The 25,875-nt window shown below is 39.6% G+C and carries 17 protein-coding genes; 11 read left to right on the forward strand and 6 right to left on the reverse strand.

What is annotated here, in order from left to right; translation table 11 throughout:
- The first annotated feature begins 15 nt into the window (after positions 1-15).
- From KTR06_RS19270 to KTR06_RS19290, 5 genes are all read left to right on the forward strand, one after another.
- Positions 16-2,253: a GH92 family glycosyl hydrolase gene (locus KTR06_RS19270; protein ID WP_217290717.1), complete on the forward strand. Its 2,238-nt coding sequence runs from the start codon at positions 16-18 to the stop codon at positions 2,251-2,253.
- 27 nt (positions 2,254-2,280) lie between these two features.
- Complete coding sequence (locus tag KTR06_RS19275; protein ID WP_004310994.1) at positions 2,281-2,838, forward strand: RNA polymerase sigma-70 factor; 558 nt, start codon at positions 2,281-2,283, stop codon at positions 2,836-2,838.
- A 34-nt stretch (positions 2,839-2,872) separates the two neighbouring features.
- The gene (locus KTR06_RS19280; protein ID WP_004301377.1) at positions 2,873-3,880 is read left to right on the forward strand and encodes a FecR family protein; all 1,008 of its coding nucleotides are present in this window, start codon (positions 2,873-2,875) and stop codon (positions 3,878-3,880) included.
- A gap of 44 nt (positions 3,881-3,924) precedes the next feature.
- Positions 3,925-6,231 (forward strand): GH92 family glycosyl hydrolase, encoded by a 2,307-nt coding sequence (locus KTR06_RS19285; RefSeq protein ID WP_217290715.1) that lies wholly within the window; start codon positions 3,925-3,927, stop codon positions 6,229-6,231.
- 104 nt (positions 6,232-6,335) lie between these two features.
- Positions 6,336-8,606 (forward strand): GH92 family glycosyl hydrolase, encoded by a 2,271-nt coding sequence (locus tag KTR06_RS19290; protein ID WP_215710245.1) that lies wholly within the window; start codon positions 6,336-6,338, stop codon positions 8,604-8,606.
- Here the strand turns inward: KTR06_RS19290 and KTR06_RS19295 are convergent.
- The 5 genes from KTR06_RS19295 to KTR06_RS19315 form a co-directional block, all read right to left on the reverse strand.
- Entirely contained in the window at positions 8,593-8,874 is a 282-nt protein-coding gene (locus KTR06_RS19295; RefSeq protein ID WP_120067207.1) for a hypothetical protein, read from the reverse strand. The genes KTR06_RS19290 and KTR06_RS19295 overlap by 14 nt on opposite strands.
- Before the next feature lie 655 nt (positions 8,875-9,529).
- Positions 9,530-10,837: a DUF4989 domain-containing protein gene (locus tag KTR06_RS19300; protein WP_120067208.1), complete on the reverse strand. Its 1,308-nt coding sequence runs from the start codon at positions 10,835-10,837 to the stop codon at positions 9,530-9,532.
- A 20-nt stretch (positions 10,838-10,857) separates the two neighbouring features.
- A complete protein-coding gene (locus tag KTR06_RS19305; protein ID WP_120067209.1) occupies positions 10,858-12,285 on the reverse strand; it encodes a BT_3987 domain-containing protein in 1,428 nt (475 codons plus the stop codon).
- 26 nt (positions 12,286-12,311) lie between these two features.
- Positions 12,312-13,472, reverse strand: a complete 1,161-nt coding sequence (locus tag KTR06_RS19310) for a DUF1735 and LamG domain-containing protein (protein ID WP_120067210.1) — start codon at positions 13,470-13,472, stop codon at positions 12,312-12,314.
- A gap of 9 nt (positions 13,473-13,481) precedes the next feature.
- Positions 13,482-14,552: a glycoside hydrolase family 18 gene (locus KTR06_RS19315; RefSeq protein ID WP_120067211.1), complete on the reverse strand. Its 1,071-nt coding sequence runs from the start codon at positions 14,550-14,552 to the stop codon at positions 13,482-13,484.
- 237 nt (positions 14,553-14,789) lie between these two features.
- Between KTR06_RS19315 and KTR06_RS19320 the strand changes: the two genes are divergently transcribed.
- The 6 genes from KTR06_RS19320 to KTR06_RS19345 all read left to right on the forward strand — a co-directional run bounded on the left by KTR06_RS19320 (position 14,790) and on the right by KTR06_RS19345 (position 25,089).
- On the forward strand, positions 14,790-18,116 hold the full coding sequence (locus KTR06_RS19320) for a TonB-dependent receptor (protein WP_117685350.1): 3,327 nt from the start codon (positions 14,790-14,792) through the stop codon (positions 18,114-18,116).
- An 11-nt stretch (positions 18,117-18,127) separates the two neighbouring features.
- Positions 18,128-19,750, forward strand: coding sequence for a SusD/RagB family nutrient-binding outer membrane lipoprotein (locus KTR06_RS19325; protein ID WP_004323634.1), 1,623 nt, complete (start codon positions 18,128-18,130; stop codon positions 19,748-19,750).
- 90 nt (positions 19,751-19,840) lie between these two features.
- Positions 19,841-20,926, forward strand: coding sequence for a glycoside hydrolase family 18 (locus tag KTR06_RS19330; RefSeq protein ID WP_004323633.1), 1,086 nt, complete (start codon positions 19,841-19,843; stop codon positions 20,924-20,926).
- Positions 20,927-20,937: 11 nt separating this feature from the next.
- On the forward strand, positions 20,938-22,104 hold the full coding sequence (locus tag KTR06_RS19335; RefSeq protein ID WP_004301367.1) for a DUF1735 and LamG domain-containing protein: 1,167 nt from the start codon (positions 20,938-20,940) through the stop codon (positions 22,102-22,104).
- Between the two features lie 25 nt (positions 22,105-22,129).
- The gene (locus KTR06_RS19340) at positions 22,130-23,554 is read left to right on the forward strand and encodes a BT_3987 domain-containing protein (RefSeq protein WP_120067212.1); all 1,425 of its coding nucleotides are present in this window, start codon (positions 22,130-22,132) and stop codon (positions 23,552-23,554) included.
- A 32-nt stretch (positions 23,555-23,586) separates the two neighbouring features.
- The gene (locus KTR06_RS19345) at positions 23,587-25,089 is read left to right on the forward strand and encodes a BACON domain-containing protein (protein WP_120067213.1); all 1,503 of its coding nucleotides are present in this window, start codon (positions 23,587-23,589) and stop codon (positions 25,087-25,089) included.
- A 267-nt stretch (positions 25,090-25,356) separates the two neighbouring features.
- On the opposite strand, the gene KTR06_RS19350 is transcribed toward KTR06_RS19345, so the two are convergent.
- A partial coding sequence (locus KTR06_RS19350; RefSeq protein ID WP_217290716.1) for an ATP-binding domain-containing protein occupies positions 25,357-25,875 on the reverse strand: 519 nt, incomplete at its 5' end.

The raw sequence follows: 25,875 nt of genomic DNA on the forward strand, positions 1-25,875 counted from the left end.
AATACCTAAAGAATGATGAGAACACCTGCTTATCTATGCCTGCTGTTAACCTGCATGCTCATTTCTTGTACCCCTACGCAAGAGAAACACGAAATAGATTACACATCTTATGTAAATCCATTTATCGGAACAGACTTCACTGGAAACACTTATCCTGGTGCCCAAGCTCCTTTCGGCATGGTGCAACTTAGCCCGGACAACGGACTCCCCGGATGGGACCGTATCTCTGGTTATTTCTATCCGGATAGTACGATTGCCGGTTTCAGCCACACGCATCTCTCCGGCACTGGAGCGGGAGATTTGTATGACATCTCTTTCATGCCTGTCACTCTTCCCTACAAAGAAGCGGAAGCACCACTTGGCATCCATTCTAAATTCTCCCACAAGGATGAAAGTGCTCATGCCGGTTATTATCAAGTACGCCTGACTGATTATAACATCAACGTCGAACTGACTGCCACCGAGCGTTGTGGTATCCAACGTTATACGTTTCCGGAAGCCCAATCTGCTATCTTCTTAAATCTGAAGAAAGCCATGAACTGGGATTTTACCAACGATTCTCATATCGAAGTCGTAGACTCCGTCACCATTCAAGGTTACCGTTTCTCCGACGGCTGGGCACGCGATCAACACATCTATTTCCGCACCCGATTCTCCAAGCCTTTTGAGAAAATGGAACTGGACACAGCTGCCATCATCAAAGATAACAAACGTATCGGCACCGCTGTTATCGCCCGCTTCGATTTCAATACCCAAAAGGATGAACAGATATTAGTAAACACTGCCATTTCCGGTGTCAGCATGGAAGGAGCAGCCAAAAACCTGCAAGCTGAAGTCCCCGAAAATGACTTCGACAAATACTTGGCGGAAACAAAAGCAAACTGGAACCGCCAGCTCGGAAAGATTGAAATAAAAAGCGATAATGAGAACGATAAAGTAAACTTCTACACCGCTCTCTATCACTCAATGATTGCTCCAACTATTTACAGTGATGTAGACGGAGCTTACTACGGTCCCGATAAGAAAGTGCACCAAGCCGACGGCTGGGTTAATTATAGCACTTTCTCTCTATGGGATACATACCGTGCCGCCCACCCGCTCTTTACTTATACCGAACCCGAGCGTGTCAACGACATGGTGAAATCCTTCATCGCCTTCTACGAACAGAATGGCCGTCTGCCAGTGTGGAACTTCTACGGAAGTGAAACAGACATGATGATCGGTTATCATGCTGTTCCTGTTATTGTAGACGCCTATCTGAAAGGAATCGGCGACTTCGACGCAAAGAAAGCCTTGGATGCTTGCATAGCAACGGCTAATCTGGATAATTACCGCGGCATCGGACTCTACAAAGAATTAGGATACATACCTTACAACGTAACAGACCACTACAACGCAGAAAACTGGTCGTTATCCAAAACACTGGAATACGCTTTCGATGACTATTGCATTGCCGAAATGGCGAAGAAGATGGGCAAACAAGACATTGCGGACGAATTTTATAAACGTTCTCAAAATTACAAGAATGTTTATAACCCCGCCACTTCTTTCATGCAGCCACGTGACGACAAAGGCACCTTTATCAAGGACTTCAAAGCCGATGACTATACGCCACACATTTGCGAAAGCAACGGATGGCAATACTTTTGGTCTGTACAGCATGACATTAACGGACTGATCGACCTTGTAGGAGGTAAAAACCGATTTGCCGAAAAACTGGACAGTATGTTCACCTATCATCCGGCAGCAGATGACGAACTACCTATCTTCAGCACGGGCATGATAGGACAATATGCGCATGGCAATGAACCGAGCCATCATGTTATTTATCTGTTCAATGCTATAGGACACGAAAATCGTACACAAGAATATGTAGCCAAAGTGATGAACGAGCTCTACAAGAACGAACCTGCCGGTCTTTGTGGCAACGAAGATTGCGGACAGATGTCAGCATGGTATGTATTCAGTGCGATGGGATTCTACCCCGTCAATCCCGTCAGTGGAAAATACGAGATAGGTACTCCCCTATTCCGGGAAATGCAATTACATCTGGCGAATGGAAAGACTTTCACCGTACTGGCCCCCAAAGTGAACAAAGAAAATATCTATATCCAATCCATCAAAATAGATGGAAAACCGTATGACAAAACATATCTTACTCACGAGCAAATCATGAGTGGAGCAACTGTCGAATTCGAAATGAGTAACACCCCTAAAGCAATTGGAGTCATATTCGAAGAAAATAACCCATAAGCCAAACCAGAACAACCAATTGAGAGAATGAACGAAAACTTCGATATAACCTATAAAGCACTATTTCGCCGGTACTATCCCAGCCTGATTTTCTATGCTACCCGTCTGGTGGGAGAAGAAGAAGCAGAGGATGTAGTGCAGGACGTATTTGTAGAATTATGGAAGCGGAAAGACCACATAGAGATAGGCGACCAAATCCAGGCCTTTCTCTATCGTGCCGTTTACACCCGTGCCCTTAACGTCTTGAAACACCGCAGTGTGGAAGAAGGTTATTGTGTTGCCATGGAAGAAATCAACCAAAGACGCGCAGAATTCTATCAACCGGATAACAACGAAGTGATTCGGAGGATCGAAGACAAGGAACTCCGCAAGGAAATTCATGATGCAATTAACGAGCTCCCTGATAAATGCAAAGAGGTTTTCAAGCTTAGCTATCTGCATGATATGAAAAACAAGGAAATAGCCGATATTCTCGGAGTTTCACTCCGCACGGTGGAAGCCCATATGTATAAGGCTTTAAAATACTTGCGTGGCCGACTTGATCCTCTTTGGACGATTCTTTTCTTATTTTTATGGCGATTATAATAAGTGTTTTTGCGTTTTGAATTGTATTACTAATATGAAGGAAAAGAAAATGAGTAATCTGAGTGAAGAAATAATAAACAGATATCTGACAGGACAGTGTTCTGAAGAAGAGCTTATCGAGGTCAATGCCTGGATGAAGGAATCGGAAGAAAATGCCCGCCAGCTCTTTCGTATGGAAGAAATTTATCATTTGGGTAAATTCGACCAGTACACTGATGAACAACGGATACTTCGTGCGGAAAAACAACTCTATAAAAAGCTGGACGAAGAGAAAGGTAAACAGAGCAAAATACTAAGCATGCATCGCTGGATGAAATATGCCGCAGTGATTGCTGTGATGTTGGTCATGGGTGGTGGAGTCGGATATTGGTTCTATCAAAACGGAAACAATCAACAAATGATGGTTGCAGTAGCCAGCGAAGGCATTGTTAAGGAGGTAGTCTTACCGGATGGCAGCAAGGTTTGGCTGAACAATGCAGCAACCTTGAAATATCCACGTGAGTTCTCCGAAAAGGAACGCAATGTCTACCTGGAAGGAGAAGCTTATTTTGAGGTCACCAAAAACCGCCATAAGCCATTCACCGTTCAAAGTGATGCAATACGCGTACGCGTATTGGGAACTACGTTCAATTTAAAATCCGATAAACGTTGCCGAATAGCAGAGGCGACACTTATTGAAGGTGAGATTGAAGTAAAAGGCAATAAGGAAGAGGGGCAGATTATCCTCACTCCGGGACAACGTGCGGAACTGAACAAAAATAATGGACGATTGACCGTGAAACAAGTGGATGCCAAGTTGGATGCTGTTTGGCACGATAATCTGATTCCATTCCAAAAAGCAGATATCTTCACCATCACCAAAGCGCTGGAGCGTTTCTATGATGTGAAAATCATTCTGTCTCCTGACATTCAGACGGGTAAAACTTACTCCGGTGTACTGAAAAGGAAATCGAATATCGAGTCAGTGTTAAAATCATTGCAAAACTCTATACCTATTGATTATAAAATTGTCGGAAACAATATCTTCATTTCTCCCAAATAAGAAGTAAAAGATGAACCGGCTAAAACTTAAAAGCTATTAATACCATGAAATTAAAAACATTCCTAATAGTAGGATGTTTAGGAGGTTTATTCACACTTAGCTCCTGCACAGCCCCCACTAATGTAAAAGACTATAGTGCTTACGTCAACCCTTTCATCGGTACCGGTGGACATGGTCATACCTTCCCTGGAGCGGTAGTTCCCCACGGGATGATTCAGCCCAGTCCGGACACCCGGATCGATGGTTGGGATGCTTGTTCCGGTTATTATTATGCCGACTCTACCATCAATGGCTTCTCACACACCCACGTCAGCGGTACAGGTTGTTGCGACTATGGAGATGTCTTGCTCATGCCAACTGTGGGTAAACAACAATATCGTACAACCGATCCCCAAAGCCAACGCCTAGCATACGCTTCCTCTTTCTCACATAAAAATGAAATCGCAGAACCAGGATATTATTCTGTCTTTCTTGATACTTACCAGGTGAAAGCTGAAATTTCATCCACCAAACGAGGAGCAATCCATCGCTATACTTTTCCCGAAAACACCGAATCCGGATTTATCATCGACCTGGATTACAGCCTGCAACGACAGACTAACTCCGAGATGGAAATAGAAGTAATAAGCGATACGGAAATCTGTGGACACAAGAAAACAACTTATTGGGCTTTCGACCAATATATCAACTTCTACGCTAAATTTTCCAAACCATTCTCTTATACGCTCGTTACGGATTCTATCACCATGGACAATGGCAAACGGCTTCCTGTCTGCAAAGCATTATTGCATTTCAACACCAGTAAAGACGAGCAGGTTCTTGTTAAAGTAGGTGTGTCCGCTGTCGATATTGCCGGTGCACGGAAGAACGTTGAATCAGAAATTCCCGGATGGGATTTCGAGAAAGTACGTAAAGACGCACGTACGGCATGGAATGAATATCTTTCCAAAATTGATATTACAACTTCCGATAAAGAAGATAAAGCCATCTTCTACACGGCCCTCTATCATACGGGAATCAGTCCAAATCTGTTCACTGATGCAGACGGGCGTTATTTAGGAATGGATCTTGAAGTGCATCAAGGAGACACCCTTAATCCGATATACACTGTCTTTTCTTTATGGGATACTTTCCGTGCGCTACATCCGCTAATGACTATCATTGATCCCGATTTGAATAATCACTTTATCAATTCGTTAATTAAGAAACATCAGGAAGGTGGGATATACCCCATGTGGGACTTGGCTTCCAATTACACCGGCACTATGATTGGTTATCATGCTGTTCCGGTCATCGTGGATGCCTACATGAAAGGGTATCGCAATTTTGATGCCAAAGAGGCTTATAAAGCCTGCCTGCGTGCTGCCGAATATGACACTACCGGCATCAAATGTCCGGATTTGGTATTGCCTCATCTCATGCCTAAAGCAAAATATTATAAGAATGCCATCGGATATATCCCTTGTGACCGCGAAAACGAATCAGTGGCCAAAGCTCTGGAATATGCGTATGATGACTGGTGTATCTCTATCTTTGCAGAAGCAATGAGTGATTTTGAATCCAAAGCAAAGTATGAACGCTTTGCCAAGGCGTACGAATTTTATTTCGACAAATCAATCCGCTTCATGCGTGGACTGGACTCAAAAGGTGAATGGCGTACTCCATTCAATCCGCGTGCATCTACTCACCGCAGCGATGATTATTGTGAAGGAACAGCTTGGCAATGGACTTGGTTTGTGCCGCATGATGTAGAAGGATTAGTCAATCTGATGGGTGGAGAAGATGCTTTTGTCCAGAAACTCGATTCCTTATTCTCGGCCGATTCATCACTTGAAGGTGAGACAACCTCATCAGATATCAGCGGACTTATCGGGCAATATGCACATGGAAACGAACCAAGTCATCATGTGATCCATCTATATAACTACGTTAACCATCCTTGGAGAACTCAAGAGTTGGTGGATAGCGTTTACCGAAGTCAGTATACCAACAGTATAGACGGTCTTTCGGGTAATGAGGACTGCGGTCAGATGTCTGCCTGGTATATACTCAACTCTATGGGATTCTATCAGGTATGTCCCGGCAAGCCGGTATATTCCATCGGACGTCCTGCCTTCGACAAAGCAGTTATCAATCTGCCTGAAGGAAAGACTTTCAGTATTGTAGTAAAGAATAATGGGAAAAAGAATAAATACATTGAAAGTGTATCGCTGAACGGTAAGGCTCTAAACATTCCATTCTTTAACCATCAGGATATTGCGAATGGAGGAATGATGGAAATCAAGATGACCGATCATCCTACGAAATGGGGAGTCCTCTCTCCGGCTCTCTCCTCCAAAGAAGAGGAATGAGTTGGTACAGGCTGTTCAAATTGAATAAAAAAAACAAAACCTTGAAAAATAAATTGGCTCAATCGATTTCTGATTCGATTGAGCCATAAATAATAAATAAGACCATGAAAAAGTATCTCCTATTAGTATGTGCATTAAGTTGTATCGTCTTTGCAAAAGCCAAAGACTGGACGCAGTATATCAATCCGCTTATGGGTTCTCAATCTAGTTTCGAGTTATCAACTGGTAATACTTATCCGGCCATTGCCCGTCCGTGGGGGATGAATTTCTGGACTCCACAGACAGGAAAGATGGGAGACGGATGGCAATACACTTATACGGCTAATAAGATTCGTGGATTTAAACAAACACATCAACCCAGTCCGTGGATTAATGATTACGGACAATTCTCTATTATGCCTGTAGTAGGCAAACCGGAATTCAATGAAGAGAAGCGTGCCAGTTGGTTTGCCCACAAAGGAGAAACTGCCACTCCTTATTATTATAAAGTATATCTTGCAGAGCATGATGTAGTGACAGAAATGGCTCCAACCGAGCGTGCCGTTCTTTTCCGTTTCACTTTTCCGGAAAACGATCATTCGTATGTTGTAGTGGATGCCTTTGATAAGGGATCGTATATTAAGGTTATTCCGGAAGAAAACAAGATTATCGGTTACACGACCCGCAACAGCGGTGGAGTTCCCGAAAACTTAAAAAATTACTTTATTATTGAATTCGACAAGCCTTTCACTTATAAAGCTACGGTAGCCAATGGCAATCTGCAGGAAAATGTTACCGAACAGACAACAGATCATGCCGGAGCCATTATTGGTTTCCAAACACATAAGGGCGAACAAGTACATGCAAGAATTGCTTCTTCTTTCATCAGTTTTGAACAGGCAGCTTTGAATATGAAAGAGTTGGGCAAAGATAATATCGAACAGCTAGCCAAAAAAGGAAAAGAAGCGTGGAACCAAGTGTTAGGCAAGATAGAAGTAGAAGGAGGCAATCTCGACCAATATCGCACATTCTATTCTTGTTTATATCGTTCATTGCTCTTCCCACGCAAATTCTACGAACTGGATGCTACCGGACAACCTGTTCATTACAGTCCTTATAATGGGCAAGTATTACCGGGATATATGTATACCGACACAGGCTTTTGGGATACTTTCCGTTGCCTATTCCCGTTATTGAACCTAATGTACCCGTCAGTCAACAAGGAAATGCAGGAAGGTCTGATCAATACATATAAAGAGAGCGGTTTCTTCCCGGAATGGGCAAGTCCGGGGCACAGAGGCTGTATGGTTGGTAACAATTCTGCTTCTGTCTTAGTGGATGCTTACATGAAAGGAGTGAAAGTGGACGATATAAAAACATTGTATGAAGGGCTGATTCACGGAACGGAGAATGTACATCCACAAGTATCATCAACAGGACGTCTGGGATATGAATATTACAATAAACTGGGCTACGTGCCATACGATGTAAAAATCAATGAGAACGCCGCACGCACGTTGGAATATGCATACAATGACTGGTGTATCTACCAACTGGCAAAGGAACTTAAACGTCCGAAAAAAGAGATTAATCTTTTCGCAAAACGTGCCATGAACTACAAGAATCTTTTCGATAAGGAATCTAAGTTAATGCGTGGACGCAACGAAGATGGTACATTCCAATCTCCTTTCTCTCCGCTGAAATGGGGAGATGCTTTTACGGAAGGAAATAGCTGGCACTATACTTGGTCTGTATTCCACGATCCTCAAGGATTGATTGACTTGATGGGTGGAAAAGAGATGTTTATCACCATGATGGATTCTGTTTTTGCCGTACCTCCTATTTTTGATGATAGCTACTACGGCCAAGTGATTCATGAAATCCGTGAAATGACTGTGATGAATATGGGTAACTATGCACATGGCAATCAACCGATTCAGCACATGATTTATTTATATGACTATGCAGGACAACCTTGGAAAGCCCAATACTGGTTGCGTCAAGTAATGGATCGTATGTACTCTCCTACTCCGGACGGCTATTGTGGCGACGAGGACAACGGACAAACTTCTGCCTGGTATGTATTCTCGGCATTAGGTTTCTATCCTGTTTGTCCGGGAACGGATGAATATATTATAGGTGCTCCGTTATTCAAGAAAGCTACACTCCATTTTGAAAATGGCAATAGTTTGGTTATTGATGCTCCGAATAACAGTAAGAAGAATTTTTATGTCAATTCGATGAATGTCAATGGTGCTGATTACACTAAAAATTATCTCCGCCACGAAAATTTGCTCAAGGGAGGTACAATCAGTGTTGAAATGAGCAATCAACCTAATCAGAATAGAGGAACTAAAGAAGAAGATATGCCCTATTCTTTCTCTAAGCAACAATAATCCTTGCGAGATAATTTAGCCCTAATCTTGGTTTGAGTCTTTCTGTATTTTTCAGAAAGTAACTATTCATCAATATTCCGGCTGAAAGTAATAGCCTGAAAGCAAAGAAGTCTGCTTTCAGGCTATTGCTTTTATTATCTTTCGCTGCTTTTATTCGACCAAACAAGGCAAGCATATCAAAAGTTAGTTTCAACACCGTACGGAAATGAGTAAAATGATACAGGTTTGAATACATAGCGTAAAAAACATCTATCATAGTATCATTCATTTTAATAATCTTCTAATTACCAAATAAATAAGTATGACAGATAGCTTTTTGAAAATGCATCTATCATATTTTTATTGCAAAAAATGGGTATCTATCACACCCATACTATATCTATTTAGTGTAGCATTAGGTGAGAGTATCCATTTAAAGGCATAAGAATGCACACTTTATAGGATGATAACCTGTATTGACTACTTAATAATCTATTGGAAGCGGCTGTCTTTCTATAGTTCACATGTGCAGGCTGTACAGCCCACGTATGTAAACCGTGCAGCCCACACATGCGGACTGTACAGCACACATACGTGGGCTATAAACTTATCGCCATTACAGTTACATTATTAAGCCACGATAATCAGATTTATATGGCTTCATTGTAACAAAAACAAGCTATCTTACACCTATTATGACCCTTATACGGCTATTTTGCACAATGATAGATAACCCGTTTTTACTGGTAAAAGTATGATAGATATTTTGTTTCACTATGTAGCATTTAATTCAAATATTTAGGAACATGAGCAAACGTTAGACTTAAAGAAGTTAGCGCCTGCCCATTCTTTGAAAAAGCAATTAAAAAGAGGCTGACTCAAAAACAATCTTGAGACAGCCTCTCAAATACAAACTTTAACCTACATTCTTTTTAGACTCAACACTACTTAAAGACGTATATTTCATAAAGCTCACATCCCCAAGAAGACAAAAGGTCAAATTTCACATACCGTGCAGTTATAGGTTCAATGAATTGATAGTAATCGGCATTCTCATCAACAGTAGCTACTTTTCCCAGATAATTCCATGTGTTTCCATCAGAAGAAACTGATAATTGTACATTTTGAGGAGCATAATAATATATATAATCAAGACCTACTCCAGTAATTGTTTTCTCCTCTCCCATATCGAGTGTAAATGAAATATCTCCATCAGAACATATACCTTCATAGTTACCTTGGGTTTCACCATCAATAAGCGAACCGCCACCATCGTTTTGATAAAAATCACTACTATCTTCCACATCTACAGACCAACCCTGTTTGGACCATTCTATCCAACCGGAAGGCCGTTTGTAAGATATGTGTTCAAATCCCCTTATATATTTATTTATATTCAAAGTGAAAGAACTTCTCTTCTCGTCCTGCACAAAGACCGGGTCTTCACATTCAAAAACAGCTGTGATATTTAATGTGTTTGACGAGTCGTCCGATGTACGCAACAAAAAGTCATTAGTAATCTCCCAAGTAATATCTCCTGATGTCTTTTCACCAGCAGGAATTATAATTTCTGCAGGAGTAATACTAATGTCTTTCAGGTATTCGTCATCCAGTCCTTCCGTTGTAAGTTTCACCTTTACATCTTTCCGAGCAGGACGATCCAACTGTACACTGAATGTATATAGATTCCGCTCCGTGTCCTTAAATTCTCCGTTGAAATAAGTATGTTCGAATGTAGTTTTATTACCGGCTTTTCCTTCCAAGAAACCTGTAGCTACATACGCCTCTTTCTTTATCAAAGCTTTTGCCTCCAAGGAAATAGATGGCATTTTATATCCTTGCACAGTAGCTCTCACTCCTAAATCACAGGTAGCTTCATCGTAATTAGATTGAAAAACATCCATATTTTTTACACCCAAAGTAACACTGGCATCCGTATAGCCTGCCGGAATTATCAATTTGGTATCACTTAACTCAACATCTTCTCCGATTGGCTCAAAAGTAACTATTGCGTCCTCGGGTGAAGCGTTAAAACGAAAGGTGAATATTGCGGGTTTATCGAATTCTAATATACCCTCATTATTATAGGTGGCATTCACTATTATTTCCGAACCTTCTCCGTCTTCCGCCACAAGAGAAAAATTGTTATCCGGATAGGTAGCCAGACTTGGAGTTTCATCTTCGCCGCATCCAGAAAGGGCTGTCAGCGAACCGACTGCCAACAATAAGAAAAATCTATAAAGTGTTCTCATTTCTACAATTGTTTTTTAAATTATTGCAAATCATCGGGATATTGGTAAGGTGTGGCATCATTGTCCTTGTAGAACACGGTAGGTGCTTGTAACGGAGAACCATACAGAGTTTTCACATCAGACAGACGCCGGAATACATTACCATAATTTTCCGGCTTCGGTGAAAAGCCCATAAACCATCCAGAACCTTGGTTTATCAGTCTTTGTCCCTGTAAATCGCCACCTGTACCTCTAACAAACTCCATGGATTGACCGGAACATTCTTTGGATGTCAGGTCCCCATACGGAACTTGAGAAGGATCTCTACCATAATCACCAACTACAATATCTATCCAGTTTTTAATAGTTACTCCATCAACAACGGTTGCCTTCGAACTATACATTCTTTTTAATGCATATACCGCTACGATTTTATCAGGCATTGCTTGTTTTGTTTCGTAGCATAGACGTGCCGCAGCCTCCTCACTAGGCTTTGTTAATGCTGGATTATTCGGATCATAAGCGCCTTCATATTCGTCATCAAAACATACCCCGTCCAGATTATATGCTTTGCAATACTGAGCTAGTTCTCGTGCAAAGTCTTTGGCACCTTGTTTAGAAAGTTGCGCCACTCCTGTTATATCCCCGTTACTAAGTATCCCTAATACTATTTTAGTTCCACGTTTACGAAGTGGTTGCAAAAATTTCTCATTATTGTCTAGCAAATATTGTATGTAAGCATTACATTTTAAATAAGGGCGTTGGGCTTGTGCATCCCAGTTGATATTGGCAGCAAATGGGGAAACTACATCCCACAGCAATTTTCCGTTTTCCAGTTGAAAAGAAAGAGCATTCAGTGGATTTGTACCATCAAAGAAGACAAATGACTTTACTACATCTTCTCCTTTGTAAGTGTTTCCCAGCTTTCTCATATCTTTTATCAAATAAATACAATGACCAGCTTTCTCATCTTTTATGGTAATGTCGCTACTTACGTGGGTAAGAGCTATAGGTAAAGCATAGGTTTTATCTTCTTTCAAAGTGCCGTCTGCCTGAATGGTGATGTCAGTCTGAACAGATTTTGTTTGTGCATCTACAATAAGCTTCCCGTCATTCTTAAAAGAAACCAGGTGCGCAGGATACAATTCAAAATCGGTTTCATGCTCTTTGTTATAAGTATCCAAATAGTCTGCATCAATAATTACTTGAGCAGAAGTACTGGTACTCGCCATTTTACTAAGACTCATTTTTACAGAAGTAGTATAAGTATCTTTGTATAGCTCCACTACGTTAGAGGACAAATTGGACTTTCCGTCACGCAAGTATCCATTGTTTTCATAAATGCCAGTATATGCTGACTCATCTATTGCTTTATTTATGACAAGATCATCATCACAAGAGGTAAGGCAAGTTATGCCGCCTGCAAATATGGCAACCATCAACCCTGTTATCAGATATTTTTGTTTCATAATAATATTCTTTTTAATTAAAAGGATTAATATATTTGAGGAAGTTCTACAGGAACCCATATCGGATCTTTACTCGCTGTGATATCATTTCCATTGCCAGTACGATCTATAACAACCTTTCCAGACCCCTCATTAAATTTCCAGTAGGCTACAAGTCCTTCACTGGCAGGATTTACTTTATAAGGATTATCTGCAATTTGCTCTGCAGTTCTTTCTACGCTCCAAATACGAACCTCTGAAATTTCTCCCGGAAGCCAGCGGGTACCATCAAAAGAACGACCTATATAGCAATTCTTAGTTAAATTAACCGTACTATTTGCTGACTGGTCTTTATACACCGCCACACCATTCTTGTAATAGATTCGGTTTTTATTGACAGTGTTATACACAACAGCTATGTGTACCCATTCGTCTACCGGAAGTCCAATACCTGGTGCGTGATTTGCTGGAGGAAAACTTCCACCTGGCACAAATGCCTGAAGTTGATCACGTGGACGGTCACCATCACCGATACGTATAAGGAAATTACCTTCTATTCCAAAAACAGAACTTAGTGCATTATCACGTTTGGCCACCCAGTCATCACTTCGTACCAATGCTTCTACTGTAATAGTAGTCATCTTACTTACATTACTATTCCAGTTGATCGGGAAATAATTTTCCTTAATATTAGCTACAACATTAATAAGAGCAGCGCCTTTAATAATAAAATAAGTGGTACGGGCACTCTCTAGAAGTCCAATTCCAGTTACATTTGTGATTGTAACAGGCAACACATAACGTCTTGAGTCGTCCAATTGATTCAAATTAACGAAATTCACGATGATATCATCTCCAGAAATTCCTCCGGGTTGAATCGTAACATTTTTCACAGGAATATCATAAAACGCTTCGGGAAGTGCTGTAGCATTATCCCCATAACTTAGATTGTAGGTAGCTGCTAAAGATGGTTTGGCATCAAAGCTGACTTGGATTTCGTTGTCGACAGGAGCAGCAAGCCGATAAGTAATTTTACGACTGTCAAACAATACATCTTCTTTAATCAGTAAATCTTCAGTTACGGGTACCGAGCTTATATAAAGCTTATTGTCATAATGATGTTCATCATTAATATCCGTATTCTTGCAGCTGCTTACCGTAAATGCAGTAAGTGCTATAAATGCTAATTGATAAATATGCAATTTCATATTGTATTTCTATTTGTTAGGATTCATTATATGAATAGTTTCACGTACTGTTCCGTAAGTATTATTGTAATAATCCTTTTGGATATTGATGATAAAAATACCAGTGCGGGTATAATCTGGTGATGCCTGTACAATCCATTGAGCTGTACCTTGTGCAGCCAATACTTTATTTCCATTTGCATCCCGTGTATCCCAATAACCAATTATCATATCCTTATCTTCCTGTTGAGGAAACTGTGTACAGGCAATAAAACGATCTTTTGGAACAAGATCCACATTCGTTCCTGCTACGTCTATGCCTGCTTGAATAGCCATAAAAACATTTAATGTCAGATCCTCCATGTTTTTGGAAGAAGCGGTTTTCAGTATCAGATGATTGTATTTATCCAGCATATCCATGTTTTCGGGAGCTAAATACTGCACATAACCGTAAAAAACCAATGTTTTGTCGGTATGCTTAATCCGCCAATCCAACACTCTGCTGAAGAAGTTTTGCTGACGTGCCTTGTATTGTTGTAACACATCTTCTTGCATACCCACCATTGAAAGTCCTGTATAGTCAATTAGGATACCATCATATCCATAATTGTCACATAGAACCAGCATAGCATCCGTACGTTCATTCAGATACCTTTGTGCATCTTCTTCCGTCAATTCGGAATTATCTTTTGCCTTATTGTTCCATTCTTGTTCTAAACTCTCATAATTAATGCAGGAAAGCGTGCGGATATTCTTCTCGCGTATTTTTACCATTTCGGCTTGTGTTTCAGACGAGAGCTTTTCTGGATTATTCAAACAGATAAAATCCACACTGTCCAGTATAGCGGTGAGACGTTCGGTTTGATTGATTGGATTAGTTTCCGGATTGTCAAAAGAGACAAAGACTAACTTATGTTCTCCATCCTTGTAGCGTTTCAGATCTCTGATATAGTCAGCATACAGTTGCGGGTTTTGCTCTTCAAATGTAGGGTAATGGATGTTAATGCTTTCTGGGTCTGTCCAGCCTTCGCATGAGGAATACATCATCCCCCACACCATCAATATTGTTGTAAACAAACTGTTTTTTACTATTCTTTTCATATATATTATCACTTAAAGATTTTAATCACATTATTTTCATCCAAGTTCTCTAAGTACTTGGTAAATTCTAAATATAGGTTATTCAAGGAGATATCAGATATTTCTTACTTTTTTCAAAAAAAAAGAGAAAATGGACTAAGTGTTTATTATATTAGCATTGTTTTATTAACAAAGGGAGGGAAAGTCGACACTCTTCTTTTTGAGTTTAATAAAATGTATAACCATTAAATTAAATGTATGGAAAGCAAACATTCGCTTCGAAAGTCGAAGTTATTTCGAGCTTTATTGATTCTTTTGTTGATAGCAGTTCCTGTACAATGGGCTGCGGCACAGTTGACCTTATCAACTCCCCGTACAACTTTAGGAACTGTAATTAAACAAATTCAATCACAATCAAAGTACCAATTTTTCTACAATGACAAGCTATCAACTGTCACAGTTGAACCTTTAAAAGTAAAAGATGCTTCTTTAGAGCAAGTTTTAAACACACTTTTGAAAAATAAAGATATCTCTTATAAAATAGAAGAGAATATAATTTATTTATCGGAAAAAGAAAACTCTAATTCGCTACAACAACAAAGCGGGAAAGAACGTACTATAACCGGACAAGTTGTAGATGCTAAAGGAGAACCATTGATTGGTGTTAGCATTTTAGTGAAAGGAACAACAGACGGAGCTATTACCGATTTGGATGGTAACTACAAAATTATGACAAAAAGCAATAACCCAGTTATTGTTTATTCTTATATCGGATATAAGACACAAGAAATTCCTTTGAAAGGACAGACAGCCATTAATATTACGATGATGGATGACACCCAAGTGATTGACGAGGTGGTTGTTACAGCTTTGGGCATTAAGCGTTCGGAGAAAGCTTTGAGTTATAATGTCACACAGGTCGATGCAGAATCAGCTTTAGCTGTAAAAGATGCGAACTTTATTAATTCACTGAACGGAAAGGTTGCGGGTTTAAATATCAACTCTTCTTCTTCTGGTATTGGTGGTGCAAGTAAAGTTGTTATGCGTGGTTCCAGGGGGATCGAACAATCGTCTAATGCTCTTTATGTTATCGACGGTATTCCAATGTATAACCTGAGCGCTTCTGGTGGTTCTGAAGAGATGCAATCGCAAGGCTCTACAGAAGCTATAGCTGATATAAACCCAGATGACATTGAATCAATGTCAGTTTTGTCTGGTGCCGCTGCTGCCGCATTGTATGGTAGCAATGCATCTAATGGTGCTATTGTGATTACAACCAAAAAAGGGAAAGTGGGTCGTGTAGCCTTGACCGTATCTAGTAATACAGAAATGTTATCTCCATTCGTCATGCCACAGTTTCAGAATCGCTATGGAACTTCTGGAACAGATGCTAGTTGGGGTAAAAGATTGAACGAAGCTAATTACCGCGGATACGATCCTGCAAGTGATTATTTTCAGACTGGGCTTATTGGAACAGAATCTGTAACACTTTCTACTGGTACAGAACACAATCAGACATATCTTTCTGCCGCAGCCGTTAATTCGCGTGGCATTATTCCAAATAACAAATACGACCGCTATAACTTTACATTCCGTAACACTACTCTTTTCCTAGAAGATAAGATGAAACTGGATGTTGGCGCTCAATATATTATGCAGAAAGACCGTAATATGGTGAATCAAGGTATTTATGCAAACCCACTGTCTTCCGCTTACCTGTTTCCGCGTGGAAATGACTGGGAAGATTACAAAATGTACGAACGTTATGATTTAGAGCGTAATATGTATACGCAATATTGGCCTCAAGGAGGAGGATCGTTCCGTTTGCAAAATCCTTACTGGATTAATTATCGTAACTTGCGTGAAAATGACAAAGATCGTTATATGTTGAGTGCAGCTTTAAGTTACGATATTCTAAGTTGGTTGAACGTAGCTGGACGTGTACGTCTAGATAATTCATACAACACATATACACAAAAATACTATGCCTCTACCATCGCAACTATTGCTGAAGGTGAAAATGGTTTTTATGGTGTAACAAACACTCGTGACAAGCAAACATATGCAGACTTATTGTTGAATATAAATAAAACATTTGGCGAGGATTGGAGTTTAACAGCTAATATCGGAGCATCTTATTCAGACAATCGTTCTGAAGCTCTTGCCGTTAGTGGACCAATTGCAGCGAATGGACTTCCTAACTTTTTCACAGTTGCTCAATTGGATAAAGAAACTGGGAAACGTGAAGAAACTGGTTATCGTGAACAAACACAATCTATATTTGCATCTGCAGAAGTTGGTTATAGAAGTACTTACTACTTGACTCTTACCGGACGTAATGATTGGCCAAGTCAATTAGCGGGACCGAACTCAAAACAGTCTTCTTTTTTCTACCCGTCAGTAGGAGGCTCTGTTGTTTTGTCTGAACTTTTCAAATTACCTGAAAGTATTTCATACTTAAAACTACGTGCTTCTTGGGCATCCGTAGGTCTACCATTTGGACGCTTCCTTGCTTATCCAACTTTTTCATGGAATACTTCAACAGGAGCATACTCTTCTCAGTCTGCATATCCATTGTATGATTTAAAACCGGAACGTACAGATTCTTGGGAAGTAGGTCTTACTGCACGTTTCCTTAAACATTTCAATTTTGATGTTTCATTCTATAATACCAAGACTTACAATCAAACCATGGATGCAAAGCTTTCTCCAACAGGAGGCTATAGTACATTCTATGCGCAGACTGGTAACGTACGTAACCGTGGTGTAGAACTTTCACTTGGTTACAAGAATACATGGAACAAGTTTTCATGGAGTTCTAACTACACATTCAGTGCCAATAAAAACAAGATTTTAAGCCTGATTGATGGTTACATAAACCCTGTAACCGGTGAAGAAATAACAAAAGACCGTATGGATGTAGGTGGTTTATCAAAGGCACGGTTCATTCTAAAAGTAGGTGGATCTTTAGGTGATCTCTACTCACAGTCTGACTTGCTTCGAGATTCAAATAATAAGATTTATGTAAATGCCGATGGAAATGTAGCAGTGAATGACAAAGCTGATGATATTTATTTAGGATCTGTTTTTCCAAAAGCTAATATGGCATGGCGCAATGACTTTCAATATGGTAACTGGGGACTTGGCTTCCTTCTTACTGCCCGTTTGGGAGGAGTCGTTTACTCTGCGACTCAAGCCGTTCTTGACTCCTATGGTGTATCCGAAGCTACAGCAGCAGCTCGTGATAATGGTGGAGTCGTGATAAACGGCAACGATATGATTGACGCGCAAAAGTGGTATACAGTGGTTGGTGCCGACAGCGGTATTCCTCAATATTACACTTATAGTGCTACCAATTTACGTCTGCAAGAAGCTTCTGTCAGCTACACTATCCCAAGAAAGAAATTGAAAAATATTATGGATATCACTCTTTCGCTGGTAGGTCGTAACTTGTGGATGATTTATTGCAAGGCTCCTTTCGATCCTGAATCTGTAGCCACTACAGGTAACTATTACCAGGGAATTGATTACTTTATGATGCCTAGCCTTCGTAGCGTAGGATTCAATTTGAAACTTAAATTCTAAAAACGGAAAAGATGAAGAAAAATACAATAATACAGTTTATAGTCACTGGTATGTTTCTTTTCGGTGCAACTGCATGTACAGGAAACTTTGAAGATTACAATAAAAATCCTCATGAACCAGACCAAAATGACATGGGAGTAGATTGGTATTTGGTAAGATCATTAGCTCTTAATTTACAAGATTTGATGATGCCAGAACAAGAGAACTTTTCTCAATATGTAGACTGTTTGATGGCAGGAGCATTTTCGGGATATGTAGCAGACTCCAATTTGGGTACAGGTTGGTCTGGTCGTTACGCAACTTATAATCCTTCAGACGATTGGAAAAAAATTCCATTCAATGATTTTTATTCAAAGTTTTATCCTGATTACTTCAATTTGAAAAATCAAAGCGATGATGAACTTTTCTTATCGTTGGCCGAGTTATATCGTATCGTCGTAATGTTACGTGTAACAGATACATATGGTCCCATCCCTTATTCAAAAGTAGGTGCAGCTAATGCGATCAAATCCCCTTATGATTCTCAGCAAGCTGTCTATGCCAAAATGCTAGAAGATTTGGATAATATTATTACAGTATTAGGAAAGTTTGGCAACCAAAGCTTCAGCTCAAGTGCTGATAGAATTTATAATGGCAATACATCAGCATGGTATAAGTTTGCCAACTCTTTGAAGCTAAGAATGGCGATGCGTACTTGCTATGTAGCAGGATTTAACGTGAATGGAAAAACATCACAGCAATTGGCTGAAGAAGCTGTAGCAGCAGGTGTTATGACTGCTGCAACTGATGGCGCTTATCGTAAAGTTGCCGATCATAATCCATGGCAACGTTTTATGGTACTATGGTCAGATGCACGAATTTCAGCGGATTTAACCTGCTACATGAATGCATACAACGATCCTCGTCGCGAAGCATATTATGATAAAAGTACTTTTGGCACCGTGTCGGGAAATGCATATACTGGAGAAGAAAGTTATGTAGGTTTACGTCGGGGTATTCTGCAAGGACAATATAACTCCTGGTCACAAGGCTCTTCTTGTATGAAAGTCACTACGAGTGATAATATAGTTGTGTTCCGTGCATCAGAAGTCGCTTTCTTGCGTGCTGAAGGAGCTCTTCGTAACTGGAACATGGGAGGAACAGCTAAAGACTTCTATGAGGAAGGAATCCGTTTGTCGTTTGAAGAAAACGGAATTACCAGTGGAGTCGAAAATTATCTTGCAAGTACGGGAAAAGTAGAAGCATATAAAGATCCACTGAAAGGACAAAGTGCCCAAACTTATGATTACTCTGGAGCTATTAATACAAATGTAACTGTGGCATGGTCTGGAGGTGATTTTGAAAAAAGCTTAGAACAGATTATTACTCAAAAATGGATTGCAAACTTTCCAAATGGTATGGAATCATGGACTGAGTACCGTCGTACAGGCTATCCTAAATTAATGCCAATGGCAGCAAATGCAAGTGGAGGAATTGTTAATGATGCGGAAGGTGCACGACGCATGCCATATCCAACTGATGAATATCGTGAAAATAGAGAAAGCGTAGAAGCAGCAGTTGCGACATTGACACAAGAGTCCAAGACTAAAAGAGGAGATACGATGGCAACTCACGTATGGTGGGACTGTAAATAAATCAACCAATGAGTAACAAAAAATAAAAATATATACCAAGTACTTAGTATATTAAATTATACAAATAAAATTACCTTAATTATAGCATATATGAGAAGAAAAATAAAATATCTCATGCCTGTAATGCTGGCATGTTCTATGATGCAGTTCTCGTGTTCTGACTGGACAGATCCAGAAAGCATCAATATACATACTCCTTCTATGGAGGAACAAAATCCGGAACTTTATGCTCAATACCTGGAATCTCTCAACAACTTTAAAGCAACAGACCATCAGGTAGTAATTGTTTCAGTTAATAATGTAAGTACTGTAACAACCTCACGCAGTCAACATCTTACTGATATGCCTGACAGTCTCGACTATATTTGTCTAAACAATACAATGGAAGTAAATCAGGCAAATATATCTGAGATGAAGGAAGTACGTCGATTGGGTACAAAAGTATTGGGATTAGTTGATTTCGATGCTATAGAAAGTGCATGGAAAAAGATTCTTGAAGAAGAAGCAGCCAACGCTGTACCTAATCCCGAATCTGATGAAACAGAAAATGGAGAAGAAGGAGAAGAGACTGTCGACGATGCAACACGTTTTATTGAATACTGCAAAAGTGAGGTCACTAAACAAATCGCCGCAAGTAACGCTTTAGATGTAGATGGAATTGTAGTGAATTATACAGGCTTCGACCTCAATTCGCTTGTTGAAGAGAATGAAATTGCCGCTGAAACAGCACGTCAAGGAGCATTCTTTGACGCGGTAGCTAACTGGAAAGTTGCGAATACTAATAAGGACTTGCTTTTCAAAGGTTACCCGCAGAACGTTATTGGTAAAAGTCTGCTTTCTGATTGTAAATACATCATTGTCAATGCGCATGGAGCAAAAAACCAATACGAGATGTCTTATCTCATACTCATGGCATCAGCAAAAAACGTACCAACCGACCGCTTCATCATGGGAGTAACAACGCCTTATCTTACCAATTCGGGGAGTTACAATGGTGAACTCGGAGATGGCTCATCTGCCATCATTGGAGCTGCTCAATGGGCAGTGGCAAAGACGCCTGACTACACCAAAGCTGGAATTTCAATTGATGCAGCGGAAAAAGACTATTTTAATGCCAGCAATGTATACCCAACCTTAAAAGAAGCTATAAGTATATTGAGTCCAACCGTTAAATAAAAAACTGCCTTATGAAATTAAACAATTTAATATTTACAGCTCTTGCCGGTTTCTCAATAATTCTTGCCGGTTGCCAGAACAACGATGAAAATGAACAGCATTATGACAATAAACTCTTCATTTCGGCATCGAACTTTACTAAGGAAATACTGTTCAAAGCTGGTGATACAAATGTAGAAACTGGTCTTTCAGTAGCCATAGCAAAGCCTGAAGAACATGATATCAAAGTGACTATGTCACCTGCTCCCGAACTTTTATCAACTTATAAACTGGCATATTACGATGAAACTGCAGTACTTCTTTCTGAAGAACATTATTCAATGCCAGAAACTTCGACTACCATCAAATCAGGTAGTATAGTTAGTCCAGAATTGCCTATTGAATTCATTAATACAGGAGAACTTGATATCAAAACCACTTATGTGCTTCCAGTCACTATTAAATCAGTGGAAGGAATCGGCGTTTTGCAAAGTGCTAAGACATATTATTATGTATTCCGCGGAGCATCACTTATTAATGTGGTATGTAATATCAGTCGTAATCGTGCTTATCCGGACTTCAAGAATGACTCCAAATTCAATAATCTAACGGAGAATACGATGGAGATACTGTTCAAGGCCAATTCATTCCCTAATACTCTGAACACGTTGATGGGTATCGAAAGCAATTATTTGCTCCGTATCGGTGACGCAACCATTCCGAATAACCAACTTCAAGTAGCTACTTCTGTTAACAATTGTACAAGCGCAGACCTTCAACTTGAAAGTGGCAAGTGGTATCATGTAGCTGTCGCATTCAATAAAGGTAATGTCAAAGTATATATCAATGGCGTAGAAAAGCTTTCCGGTTCAACGGGAAAGAGTTCTGTTAGTCTTGGTGCTAAACATACCAATGAGGAAGACGGCTCACGTTGTTTCTGGGTAGGTTATTCCTATAAAGATGACCGCTATTTTGATGGCGTCGTTTCCGAAGTACGAATCTGGAATCGTGCATTAACAGCAGAAGAAATTCAGGCAACAAATCACTTCTACACAATAGAACCTGAATCGGAAGGGCTCATTGCATATTGGAAATTCGACGAAGGTTCGGGTACAGTAGCTAAAGATTACAGCGTGAGTGGCTATGATTTGACAATCGAAAAAGAACCTAAATGGGAATCTGTTTCATTGCCTCAATAATAAATCATTTAACTAAGAATTGAATATGAATATGATAAACAATATCAAATATGCTTTCCTGCCAGTGGTAATGTTCACTATGGCAACCTTCACATCTTGTGAGGAAGACATTGAAATAGGAAACAAGATAGATGAATCTTCTTATTTGGCATCGACTCAACTGAGCGGATTATTATTGGACGAAAATACGAATAAAAACAGTTCGGTAATCGAGCTCCGAAATAATGAATATAGCACTAATGTGGTATTCCGTCTTTCTAAACTACCTCAAAAAGGAGTAGATGTTCAAATAGCTGTCGAGGAATCATATGCAGCTATATACAACACTATCCATGAAACGGATTTCGAAGTGTTTCCTGCCGCTAATGTGAAAATCGCAAATAATGGTACTTTTGTACTTGCCCCAGATGATAAAGTTACCCCAAGCGTGAAAGTTACACTGACTACGTTTGATGGAATGGAAGAGGATAAAACCTACATAGTACCTTTGACAGTAACATCTTCTACTGAAGGAGTAACATTTACTGAAACGTCCAAGCATATGGTGCTTCTCGTTCAAGATTATCGCAACAAACCTAATACTAACAAAGGAGAAGATGCGGTACAAACAGTTCTTTATTTCGAAGTTAATGATACTAACCCGCTCAATGCCCTTGAGTTTCTGACTGAAAGTGGTAAATATTTTTTCGACCATATCGTACTTTTTGCTGCTAATATCAATTGGGATCCAGAGAAACAACGAGTATATTTAGCGAACAATGAAAATGTTCAATTCTTGCTCGACAATAATGATAAGTATCTACAACCATTGCGTAAAGCTGGTATGAAAATTATTATCAGCATCCTTGGTAATCATGACGAAGCTGGTGTCGCTCAACTTTCGGATATGGGAGCTAGGGAATTCGCCCGGGAACTGGCAGCTTATTGCCGTGCTTATAATCTGGACGGCGTCGCTTTCGATGACGAATATTCGAACTCACCAGACCTTTCAAACCCCTGGCTTGCAAGCCCATCAGCTTATGCAGGTTCACGATTAATGTATGAATGTAAAGCTGTCATGCCGGAAAAAATTGTCTCGCTCTATAACCTTGGCAACATGTATTCAAGTAGTCTCCAAGTTATCGATGGTATCGAACCTGGTCAGTATTGCGATTATGCTGTAGCTGACTATGGTGGTGCTGCTGGGCCAGGTACCGGTATGACATTGAAACAGTGTGCTGGTATGTCAATAGAACTAAGACGAGGCAGTGGCAACTCAAGTGAATCTACAGCGCGTTCTAGAAAAGAAGCTGGTTATGGATACTACATGTTCTTCGCACTTGACCCATCATTATATGGTTCACAAGTATATAGATGCCAATCCGTTTGTAAAGGTTTGTACGATGAAACATTAGTTTATCCAAGTTACTATTATAAAAAGAATAGTACAGAACGTGAAGCTATTAACTGATTAATGTATATTTTACCTTAAAAAGAATAGATATGAAATTATTTAAGAATTTAATGATAGTGTTATCGGTATCCCTCCTACTATGGGGTTGTTCTGATGATGATGAATCAATCAATAATGGTAATTCAACAATCTCACTATCGACCAATATACTCCAAGTGGATAAAAATGGAGGGGATGCTACAGTTACTGTAACAAGCTCCGATAACTGGCGGTTGTCAGGAATATGTGATTGGGCACATCCGTCAATAACTTCAGGTAAAGATGGTGATGTAGTTACTTTTACCATCGATCCTAACAAATTAGATGAAAAGCGTACTGCAACCTTCAAGTTTTTCACAGGTTCTTCAGTTGTGCCACTACAAGTAGAGTCTCAACCTGCATATATAATGGATTTACTTTCTGACGAAGCTCTTTCTATTACTAAAGAAAAAAGTACTGTGAGAATTCAACTTAATACCAATGTGGCCGACCCAACGATAACATATAGTGACGGTGGTGAAGAATGGCTGACATTTGATAGACGTAATGAATTCGGCGGTAAAGTAACTTTATCATTCACTGCTGCCGAGAACAAGACATATAAAGATCGTAGTACAAAAATTACAATCTCAAGCCCACTCGTTACTGAGAGTGTCAATGTAGATATTAATCAAAAACAAACAGATGCAATTATCACCGAAAGTAACACTTTAACATATGATCTAACAGCACGCACTATCTCTTTAAAAGTGAAATACAACGTCAATTACGCTATTTCCATAACAAAAGGGAAGGATTGGATCACTGATCAATCAATTTCCGAACCACAAAAAGGTGATGATGGTTTGACTACGGTTACTGTTACTTATAAACTATCCGCATCACCAGCTTCGCGTGGAGGTACAATTCATATTGCCCAAACCAGTGGTACATTAGCAAAAGATATTGCTATTGTTCAAAAAGATCCGGACGCCAGCCCTGTGGAAATTCCAGATGCCGTTCTTCGAGCACTTTGTATATCTAACGGTTGGGCTCTCCCTATTGATGATACCAAATGTATTATTCTTGAAGAAGGATTAAACGCAACTTCATTCTCTAACACCTCATACTCTAACCAGATTAAAGATCTAACCGGAATAGAGTATTTCCCTAACCTGACTTCATTACGTTTAGGTTATTGTTCAAACATGAAAAAGCTTGATATTTCAGGTTTACATAAGGTATCATCACTCACATTTAATAGCCCTACTATTTGTGAAGAGTATAATTTGGGAGATAATCCAATTACTAGTTTCAATGCAGGAGGTAGCTATGTTTATTCGGAGGCAGAAAGTCTTAAAGTCATCAGTAGTAAACTTGAGTCTTTGGATTTAAGTCTTGTTTCCTGGTATGCAAGTTATGATAATGTTACATCAATTGATGCTTCGGAATGTCCAGCATTAACAAACTTAAACGCCAATCGTAGCAGCAAAATTAAGACTCTTTATTTAAAGACTGGTCAAGTGATACCAAAGTTAACTAAGAATGATGCAACTACTATTGTTTACAAATAATTAATATATAGAGAAATAATTTATAGAGAATCCCTTTATTTACTCTTTCCAAATCTGTGAATAGAGTCAAATAAAGGGATTATTGCTATCTATTTTTATCTAATGCTAGCTCTTATCTTAAAATACTCTTTTCATCTATAAACAAACCACAACCAGTACTCAAAGACCTTTTTGAATCCAACAATATTGAAATCAACTGATTATATAATCAATGTAACCTTAAAACTCTAAATCATATAAAGATTAAGAGTCATTCAAAAAACAAAACTATTCCACCTGCTCTTTCGGGTAATTCACCAAATACAGTGTCTTTGTCGCCCGAGTAAAAGCTGTATACAACCACCGGAAATAATCCGGAGTCAAATACTCATCTGTCATATACCCCTGATCTAAAAACACATTCTGCCACTGTCCGCCTTGCGCTTTATGACAGGTTATTGCGTATGCATATTTCACCTGCAAAGCATTGTAATGCGGATCGGCTTTCATCTTTTTCATCCGGTCTCTTTTGTTTGGAATATCTATATAATCCTCAAGTACCGTATAGAACAATCGGTCATTGTCTTCTTTCGGCAATGCAGGTGAGTCCGAATGTAAAGTGTCTAATAATAGATTCGCATCCAATTCAAAATCATTCTGATCAGGAAAGCGGAGAGTAACTTCGGCAAAACGAAAACCATATATTTCACGAGTTCGACGAACACGCCGGACAACTGCAATTTCTCCATTAGCTATAAAATCCATCTCCTTATATTTCTCCGTCCAATAGTAATTATTTTTGGCTAT

The sequence above is a fragment of the Bacteroides sp. MSK.20.12 genome, from assembly GCF_019052435.1.
GTDB lineage: Bacteria > Bacteroidota > Bacteroidia > Bacteroidales > Bacteroidaceae > Bacteroides > Bacteroides xylanisolvens.